The sequence below is a fragment of the Kitasatospora griseola genome (genome assembly GCF_014648555.1).
Classification (GTDB): domain Bacteria; phylum Actinomycetota; class Actinomycetes; order Streptomycetales; family Streptomycetaceae; genus Kitasatospora; species Kitasatospora griseola.
Window position 1 is genome coordinate 94,715 of record NZ_BMRI01000005.1, and the last position, 8,748, is coordinate 103,462.

Annotated in this window: 9 protein-coding genes; 2 read left to right on the plus strand and 7 right to left on the minus strand. The window is 72.5% G+C overall.

The features are described from left to right. The coding region (locus IEZ12_RS08225) for a serine/threonine-protein kinase (RefSeq protein ID WP_189271461.1) at positions 1 to 571 on the minus strand (571 nt) is incomplete at its 3' end. Between the two features lie 310 nt (positions 572 to 881). Between IEZ12_RS08225 and IEZ12_RS08230 the strand changes: the two genes are divergently transcribed. Beyond that, the gene (locus IEZ12_RS08230; protein ID WP_189271462.1) at positions 882 to 1,472 is read left to right on the plus strand and encodes a hypothetical protein; all 591 of its coding nucleotides are present in this window, start codon (positions 882 to 884) and stop codon (positions 1,470 to 1,472) included. 58 nt (positions 1,473 to 1,530) lie between these two features. Here the strand turns inward: IEZ12_RS08230 and IEZ12_RS08235 are convergent, their stop codons facing one another. The 4 genes from IEZ12_RS08235 to IEZ12_RS08250 form a co-directional block, all read right to left on the minus strand. Next, complete coding sequence (locus IEZ12_RS08235) at positions 1,531 to 2,649, minus strand: GuaB3 family IMP dehydrogenase-related protein (RefSeq protein ID WP_189271463.1); 1,119 nt, start codon at positions 2,647 to 2,649, stop codon at positions 1,531 to 1,533. A gap of 158 nt (positions 2,650 to 2,807) precedes the next feature. After that, positions 2,808 to 4,310 carry an IMP dehydrogenase gene (gene guaB / locus IEZ12_RS08240; RefSeq protein WP_043914495.1) on the minus strand — a complete coding sequence of 501 codons (1,503 nt, stop codon included), beginning with the start codon at positions 4,308 to 4,310 and terminating at the stop codon, positions 2,808 to 2,810. Positions 4,311 to 4,541: 231 nt separating this feature from the next. Further along, the gene (gene shbA / locus IEZ12_RS08245) at positions 4,542 to 5,261 is read right to left on the minus strand and encodes an RNA polymerase sigma factor ShbA (RefSeq protein WP_189271464.1); all 720 of its coding nucleotides are present in this window, start codon (positions 5,259 to 5,261) and stop codon (positions 4,542 to 4,544) included. A gap of 198 nt (positions 5,262 to 5,459) precedes the next feature. Beyond that, positions 5,460 to 6,071 carry a response regulator transcription factor gene (locus IEZ12_RS08250; protein ID WP_014136228.1) on the minus strand — a complete coding sequence of 204 codons (612 nt, stop codon included), beginning with the start codon at positions 6,069 to 6,071 and terminating at the stop codon, positions 5,460 to 5,462. 536 nt (positions 6,072 to 6,607) lie between these two features. Here IEZ12_RS08250 and IEZ12_RS08255 point away from each other — a divergent pair. Continuing rightward, on the plus strand, positions 6,608 to 6,934 hold the full coding sequence (locus IEZ12_RS08255) for a WhiB family transcriptional regulator (protein ID WP_100587200.1): 327 nt from the start codon (positions 6,608 to 6,610) through the stop codon (positions 6,932 to 6,934). Positions 6,935 to 7,053: 119 nt separating this feature from the next. On the opposite strand, the gene IEZ12_RS08260 is transcribed toward IEZ12_RS08255, so the two are convergent. Together IEZ12_RS08260 and IEZ12_RS37975 are read right to left on the minus strand one after the other, a co-directional pair. Beyond that, positions 7,054 to 8,055, minus strand: a complete 1,002-nt coding sequence (locus IEZ12_RS08260) for a LysR family transcriptional regulator (protein WP_189271465.1) — start codon at positions 8,053 to 8,055, stop codon at positions 7,054 to 7,056. 268 nt (positions 8,056 to 8,323) lie between these two features. Beyond that, on the minus strand, positions 8,324 to 8,748 hold a 425-nt coding region (locus tag IEZ12_RS37975), incomplete at its 5' end, for a TCP-1/cpn60 chaperonin family protein (RefSeq protein ID WP_308431014.1).

The following is an 8,748-nucleotide window of genomic DNA, read 5'->3' on the forward strand; positions in this document are numbered from 1 at the left end:
CCCGTTCGGGCGCGATGTACGAGGGCGCGCCGACCAGCATGCCGGTGGAGGTGATCGAGGTGTCGCCCTCGACGCTGGCGATGCCGAAGTCGGTGAGCACGGTGCGCCCGTCCTCGCCGATCAGCACGTTGGACGGCTTCACGTCGCGGTGCAGCACGCCCTGGCTGTGCGCGGCGCCGAGCACACCGAGCAGATCCAGCCCGATCGCGGCGGCCCGTTCCGGCGTCAGCACGCCGTCCTCGCGGACCACGTCGGCCAGCGAGCGGCCGTCGACGAGCTCCATCACGATCCACGGCCGGTCGTCCTCCTCGACCACGTCGAAGACGGTGACGGCGGCGGTGTGCCGGATCCGGGCGGTGGCCTTGGCCTCGCGCAGGGTGCGGACGATCAGCCGGTGCTTCTCGGCCTCGTCGACGGCCCCGGTCATCCGGAGCTCCTTCACCGCGACGACCCGGCCGAGCATCTCGTCCTCGGCCCGCCACACGGTGCCCATGCCGCCCCGGCCGAGCACCTCGCCCAGCCGGTAGCGGTCCGCCAGCAGTCGGCCGGTCGGTTCCTGCGGCTGCGTCATCGGTGCGCTCTCCCCATGGTGTTGCGGCCCTCGCCGGTCGCCCGGCCGGGACCTGACGGCATGTCGGGCCGCCGCGGGCGGCGGTCGCACGCCGGGGGACCATCATCCCCTGCCGCCGCCCCGCCCGGCCACCCGCCCCCGCCCGGCTCGCGCCCCGTGCGCCCCTCGTGTCACTTCCGCACCGGTCCGCCGACCGAAAACGACCGCTCCCGACCTGCTCGTACCGCCGTGCGAATAGCGCTGTCCAATCGTCCTCAGGCCCTGCTAGCCTCTGCGCGCTCTTCACATCATCGCCACGGGGGAAGCCCACATGACCACGCCCGAGCCCACCAACCCGTACGCCGGCCCGCCGCAGGCCCCTGCCGCGCCCAACCCGTACGCCGCCCCGCCGCAGACCCCGCCCGCGCCCGGCGGCGTCCCGCTCCCCCCGCCCGCGCCCGCCGAGCAGGCGTGGGGCGGCACTGTCGCCCCGCCGGCGGCGCCGGCGACCCCGGTCGTCAAGAACGTGCCGCTGGCGGTCCTGGCCGGCGTCGGTGCGGCACTGGCCGCCGCCCTGCTCTACGGCTTCATCGTCAAGGCCATGGAACGCGAGTTCTCCGTCCTGGCGATCGGCATCGGCGCCGCGGTCGGCTTCGCGGTCGGCAAGATCGGCGGCGCGCACCGGGCGCTGCCGCCGGTCGCTGCCCTGATCACCCTGTTCGGCGTGTTCTTCGGCGAGCTGTTCGGTCTGGCGCTGATGGTCCACGAGAAGCTCGGCGCCGACGTCGTCCCGCTCTTCACCGAGCACTTCGACCTGCTGTTCGAGGGCTGGAAGGCCGACTTCGACCTCCTGTCGGTGCTGTTCCTGGGACTCGGCGCGTTCTTCGGCGCCAGCGCCGCCAAGAAGGCCGGCGATTCCTGACGGGCCACCAGGAAGGGCCCCCGCCGAGTACGGCAGGGGCCCTTTGCGCTGATCGGGATCAGTGGCCGGAGTTGACCGTGACCTCGACCCGCTGGAACTCCTTCAGCTCGGTGTAGCCGGTGGTGGCCATCGCCCGGCGCAGCGCGCCGAACAGGTTCATGGTGCCGTCGGGGGTGTGCGACGGGCCGGCCAGGATCTGCTCGGTGGAGCCGACGGTGCCCAGGTGCACCCGCTTGCCGCGCGGCAGCTCCTCGTGGACGGCCTCCATGCCCCAGTGGTAGCCCTGGCCGGGCGCGTCGGTGGCACGGGCCAGCGCGGCGCCGATCATCACCGCGTCGGCGCCGCAGGCGACGGCCTTCGGGATGTCGCCGCTGTAGCCGACGCCGCCGTCCGCGATGACGTGCACGTAGCGGCCGCCGGACTCGTCCATGTAGTCCCGGCGGGCCGCCGCGACGTCCGCCACCGCGGTCGCCATCGGCACCTGGATGCCCAGCACGTTGCGGGTGGTGTGCGCGGCGCCGCCGCCGAAGCCGACCAGCACGCCGGCCGCACCGGTGCGCATCAGGTGCAGCGCGGCGGTGTAGGTGGCGCAGCCGCCGACGATCACCGGGACGTCCAGCTCGTAGATGAACTGCTTCAGGTTCAGCGGCTCGGCCGCGCCCGACACGTGCTCGGCGGACACCGTGGTGCCGCGGATCACGAACACGTCGACACCGGCGTCCACCACGGCCTTGGAGAACTCGGCGGTGCGCTGCGGCGACAGCGCCGCGGCGGTGACCACGCCCGAGTCACGGACCTCCTTGATCCGCTCCTTGATCAGCTCGGCCTTGATCGGCGCGGCGTACACCTCCTGCAGGCGACGGGTCGCGTCCGCCTCGTCGGCGATCGAGGCGATCTCCTCCAGCAGCGGCTGCGGGTCCTCGTACCGCGTCCACAGGCCTTCCAGGTTCAGCACGCCCAGGCCGCCCAGCTGCCCGATCGCGATCGCCTGCTGCGGCGACACCACGCTGTCCATCGGCGCCGCCAGGAACGGCAGCTCGAACCGGTAGGCGTCGATCTGCCAAGCGATCGAGACCTCCTTCGGGTCACGCGTACGGCGGCTGGGGACGACGGCGATGTCGTCGAAGGAGTACGCCCGGCGGCCGCGCTTGCCTCGCCCGATCTCGATCTCAGTCACTTCGAGCCCTTCTGCTGCTTTCCATCTCCCGACCGGGTCACCCCGGTCGCCACCCAAGTATCCCGTACCGCCCCGGCCGCCCCGTCAGGGGCGCACCGAACAGCGAGAACCGCCCGGACCGCAGCGTGGACTGCGATCCGGGCGGCTCCCTGGAACCCTTAGCGCGAGGTGTAGTTCGGCGCCTCGACCGTCATCTGGATGTCGTGCGGGTGGCTCTCCTTGAGGCCCGCCGAGGTGATCCGGACGAACCGACCCTTGGTCTGCATCTCGTCGACCGACCCGGCGCCGACGTAGCCCATGGTCTGCCGCAGGCCGCCGACCAGCTGGAACAGCACCGCGGACAGCGGGCCGCGGTACGGCACCTGGCCCTCGATGCCCTCGGCGATCAGCTTCTCGTCCGAGGACACCTCGGCCTGGAAGTAGCGGTCCTTGGAGAAGGACTTCGCCTGGCCGCGGGTCTGCATCGCGCCCAGCGAGCCCATGCCGCGGTACGACTTGTACTGCTTGCCGTTGATGAACAGCAGCTCGCCCGGCGACTCCTCGCAGCCGGCCAGCAGCGAGCCCAGCATCACGGTGTCGGCGCCGGCGCACAGCGCCTTGCCGATGTCACCGGAGTACTGCAGGCCGCCGTCGCCGATGATCGGGACGCCCGCGCTCTGGCAGGCCTGCGCGGCCTCGTAGATCGCGGTGACCTGCGGCACGCCGACGCCGGCGACCACCCGGGTGGTGCAGATCGAGCCCGGGCCGACGCCGACCTTCACGCCGTCCACGCCCGCGTCGATCAGCGCCTGCGCGCCGTCCCGGGTGGCGACGTTGCCGCCGACCACGTCGACCGACACGGCGGACTTGATCTTCGAGATCCAGGCCAGCGCGTTGTGCGAGTGACCGTGCGAGGTGTCCACCACGAGGAAGTCCACGCCCGCGCCGACCAGCGCCTGGGCCCGGTCGAACGCCTCCGCGGAGGCGCCGACGGCGGCGCCGACCAGCAGACGGCCCTCGGCGTCCTTGGCCGCGTTCGGGTACTTCTCCGCCTTGACGAAGTCCTTGACGGTGATCAGGCCCTTGATCCGGCCCTCGTCGTCGACCAGCGGCAGCTTCTCGATCTTGTGGCGGCGCAGCAGCGCGATCGCATCCTCGCCGGAGATCCCGACCTTGCCGGTGATCAGCGGCATCGGCGTCATGATCTCGGCGACCTTGCGGCTGCGGTCGGTCTCGAAGGCCATGTCACGGTTGGTGACGATGCCCAGCAGCTTGCCGTCCGGGCTCGCGACCGGGACGCCGGAGATCCGGAACCGGGCGCACAGCGCGTCGGCCTCGGCCAGCGTGGCCTCCGGGCCGACCGTGATCGGGTCGGTCACCATGCCGGACTCGGAGCGCTTCACCAGGTCGACCTGGTTGACCTGGTCCTCGATCGACAGGTTGCGGTGCAGGACGCCGACGCCGCCCTGCCGGGCCATCGCGATCGCCATCCGCGACTCGGTGACCTTGTCCATCGCCGCCGACAGCAGCGGGATGTTGACCCGCACATTCCGGGAGATCCGCGAGGAGGTGTCGACCTGGTTGGGGAGCACCTCGGAAGCCCCGGGCAGCAGCAGGACGTCGTCGTACGTGAGTCCGAGCATCGCGAACTTCTCGGGTACGCCGGCGGCGTTGTAAGACATGGGGAACCTTCCGTGGCGGGCCGTCGTTCTGCGCACGGGCGCCAGGGCTCTCTCGGCCGCCAAGGACGCCCGGCGTTCGGTCGATCCTCCAACCGAGGACCGCGCACACCGGAGAAACTTTGGCGACCCGGCCAGGCGCCGATACCCCATGGTACTGGTGCCGCGGGGTGTGTCGTCGCGCCCTCTTGACAACGCGCGCGCCCCCGCGCATCTTCCCCCCGGCCGGACCGGCTAGCCGGACTCCTCCGCCAGCGCCCGCAGCCGCGACAGCGCCCGGTGCTGGGCCACCCGCACCGCGCCCGGCGACATGCCGAGCACCTCGCCGGTCTCCTCCGCCGACAGCCCGTCCGCCACCCGCAGCAGCACCAGTTCGCGCTGCCGGGCCGGCAGGTTGGACAGCAGCTCCTTGATCCACGCAGCGTCGCTGGACAGCAGCGCCCGCTCCTCGGGGCCGAGCGAGTCGTCCGGCGTCTCCGGCAGGTCGTCCGGCGGGATCACCGTCGAACCGGGCCCGCGCATCGCGGCCCGCTGCAGATCGGCGATCTTGTGCGCGGCGATCCCGTACACGAAGGCCTCGAACGGGCGGCCGGTGTCCCGGTAGCGGGGCAGCGCGCACAGCACGGCGACGCACACCTCCTGCGCCACGTCGTCCACATGGTGCCGGGCCCCGCCGGGCAGCCGGACCAACCGCCCCCGGCAGTACCGCAGCGCCAGCGGCAGCACGTACCCGAGCAGCGCCTCGATCGCCGGGCCGTCCCCGCGCACCGCGGCCGCGACCAGCGCGGCCTCCTCCGGCGAGGTGGCGCCCGCGGCCTGCGGACGAGCGCCCGCATCCGACGCACCGTCGGATCCCGCCGCCCGACCCTCCGGTGCCGACGACGGAGCGGCAGCCGCACCCTCGGGGGCGGGCTGCGCCGGATCGGTGCCGGCGGCCTCCTCGTCGTCATGCATCGGTCCATGGTGCCTGGTCGGACCGGAAAACGCGGCACCGCGTCCGGACTTGTGCATCGGAACGTTATGCGTCGCCGGGTGCACCGTGCCGCCTCCCCTGCCTGTCCGCTGGTCCCCGAGGTGCTCCACTACTCCATGGTGCAGCCTCGGGACCACAACGTCACACGTCCGAGCGAACGCAGTTGTCCCCGCACCCGCTCAGCGGACCAGGCCCCAGCGGAAGCCCAGCGCCACCGCGTGCGCGCGGTCCGAGGCGCCGAGCTTCTTGAACAGCCGCCTGGCGTGCGTCTTCACGGTGTCCTCGGACAGGAACAGCTCGCGGCCGATCTCCGCGTTGCTGCGGCCGTGGCTCATCCCCTCCAGCACCTGGATCTCACGGGCCGTCAGAGTCGGTGCGGCGCCCATGTCCGGGCTGCGCAGCCGGCGCGGCGCCAGGCGCCAGGTCGGGTCGGCCAGCGCCTGGGTGACGGTGGCCCGCAGCTCGGCGCGCGAGGCGTCCTTGTGCAGGTAGCCGCGGGCCCCGGCGGCGACCGCGAGGGCCACGCCGTCCAGGTCCTCGGCCACGGTGAGCATGATGATCCGGGCGCCCGGGTCGGCCGAGAGCAGTCGGCGGACCGTCTCCACCCCGCCGAGTCCGGGCATCCGAACGTCCATCAGAACGAGATCGGAACGGTCGGCCACCCAGCGGCGGAGGACCTCCTCACCGTTCGTCGCAGTGGTCACCCGGTCCACGCCGGGCACGGTCGCCACCGCGCGGCGCAGTGCCTCCCGGGCGAGCGGGGAATCGTCGCAGACGAGTACGGATGTCATGACCGTCCTCCGCAGCTGATCCGCGTCACGTTGAGCCTCCTGGCTGGTACGAACCTCTCCGACACGGCCGCCGGGACGGACCCCGTTCCGATCGCCTCGCTCCGCGACCGATCCCGATGTCCTGCGCCTGCTGACCGCCTCCGTACATCCAACGACCGTCACTCGAATGAGTTACGGCTCAGGTCCATCTCCACCACTGTACGTGGCCGACCCATCACACAAGAGCCACCTCGCGGTGCACACGCCGCACTTTTGTGCAGCTCGCGCGCGGTGTCCGCGCCGCGCACGCCTTCCGGCCGCGGCCCGCGCCCCGTCGAGCCTCCGATCGGGGAGTGGTGCAACTCAAAACCTATTGCACCGTTTGTCCGTTTTTATAGCTTCCGTTAGGTCATTGACTGTTGTGTCGGACTGTGGGTGACTTGTCCGTGTAGTTGGGTGTAAGTCATATTTCCAGGTGTCCGTATCGGTCCCGTGCAGCCTCGCCGGAGCAAGCCCGTCCGGGCCGCCAGGTCCCGCACCCTCGAAGGGAATGAGCCATGGCAGATTTCTCCCGCCTCCCCGGCCCCAACGCAGACCTCTGGGACTGGCAGCTCTCCGCCGCCTGCCGCGGCGTCGACAGCTCGCTGTTCTTCCACCCCGAGGGCGAGCGCGGCGCGGCCCGGACCTCCCGCGAGGCGAGCGCCAAGGAGGTCTGCATGCGCTGCCCGGTACGCGCCCAGTGTGCGGCCCACGCCCTCGCCGTCCGCGAGCCCTACGGAGTCTGGGGCGGCATGACGGAGGACGAGCGCGAAGAACTGCTCGGCCGCTCCCGCAACCGACTGGTCCAGGTCCCGCTGGCGATGCCGCAGACCGTCCGCCACTGAGCACCCGATGAGCGGCCGCGCATGCCCCCGTCAGCTGTCCCGGCAGCGGCCCTCGAACAGCTGAAAAAACGTTTCCCTGAATCCGCCGCGCCGCCCGTCCACCGGTCGGCGCGGACGCCTCACCGGGCGGCGGCCGCCGCCGCGAGCTGATCCAGCATCAGCTCCACCGCTGGAACCCCCGCCAGGTCCGGCAGGGTCAACGCCACCACCTCGCGCCGCGCGGGCTCCCCCGACGCGACCCGCACCGGCACCGCCACCACCCCCGGATGCCGCACCGACTCCAGCGCCAGGCCCGGCAGCACCGCCACCCCCAGACCCGCGCCCACCAGGCCCACCACCGCCGGATAGTCGTCGGTGGCGAACTCGATCGCCGGCGCGAAGCCCGCGTCCGTGCACAGTTCCACCAGGTGCCCCCGGCACTGCGGACAGCCCGCGATCCACTGCTCCCGCGCCAGCTCCGCGAGATCCACCGGCTCGCCCTCGCCCCGGCCCGCCAGCGGATGCCCGGTCGGCACCAGCCCCACCAGCGGATCGTCCAGCAGCGGCCGCACCACCAGCTCCGACCAGTCGTTCGCCGCGGCCGTCGCCGCCGCCTCCAGCGCCGCCTCCGCGCGGGCCTCGCGCAACGTCGCGTGCGGGGACGGCAGGCTCAGCCCGCCCTGCGAGTCCGGATACCGGAACGCCAGCGCGACCTCGCACTCCCCGCCCCGCAGCATCGCCAGCGCCTGCGGCGGCTCCGCTTCCACCAACGACACCCGCACCCCCGGATGCGCCGCCCGCACCTGCGCCACCGACCGCGGCACCAGCGTCGAACTCGCCGTCGGGAACGACACCAACCGCACCCGGCCCGCCCGCAGCCCGGCGATCGCCGCGACCTCCTCCTCCGCGGCCGACAGCCCCGCGAGGATCCCGTTCGCATGCTTCAACAGCACCCGCCCGGCCTCGCTCAACTGCATCTCCCGCCCCGACCGCACCACCAGCGGGGTGTCCACCGCCTTCTCCAGCGCCTTCATCTGCTGACTCACCGCAGGCTGCGTGCACCCCAGCTCCCGCGCCGCAGCGGAGAACGACCCGGTCCGGGCGACGGCATGCAGAACACGGAGATGGCGGGCTTCAATCACGCCATCAACCTTAGGGGAGAGCGCAGCGGGCACGGACGGACGCGAAACCGCGGGCGCGAACCGGGGCGCGAGCGGGTGCGAAAGCAGGGGCGCGAGCGGGTGCGAAACCGGGGGCGCTGGAGGTACCCCCACGCGCCCACCCGCCCACGCGAAAGGGCGCGAGGCCCTGCACGCTCCGGCCCCGCACTACGAGAGTGCATGGCCGGTCGCGCAGTTCCTCGCGCCCCTGTGGTCGCTGCCCCTCAGGGGTCAGCTAGCGGTTGGCACTTCAGTGGCTGTGGCCGTGCCCGCCGTGCGAGTGGCCGTGGCCCGCGCCCTCTTCCTCTTCCTTCTTCTCGACCACGAGGGTCTCGGTGGTGAGGAGGAGGGAGGCGATGGAGGCGGCGTTCTCCAGGGCGGAGCGGGTGACCTTGACCGGGTCGATGACGCCGGCCTTGACCAGGTCGCCGTACTCGCCGGTGGCGGCGTTGTAGCCCTGGCCGGCCTCCAGCTCGGAGACCTTGGAGGTGATGACGTAGCCCTCAAGGCCGGCGTTCTGGGCGATCCAGCGCAGCGGCTCGACCAGGGCGCGGCGGACCACGGCGACACCGGTCGCCTCGTCGCCGGACAGGCCGAGGCCGTCCTCCAGGACCTTCGCGGCGTGCACCAGCGAGGCGCCGCCACCGGCGACGATGCCCTCCTCGACCGCGGCGC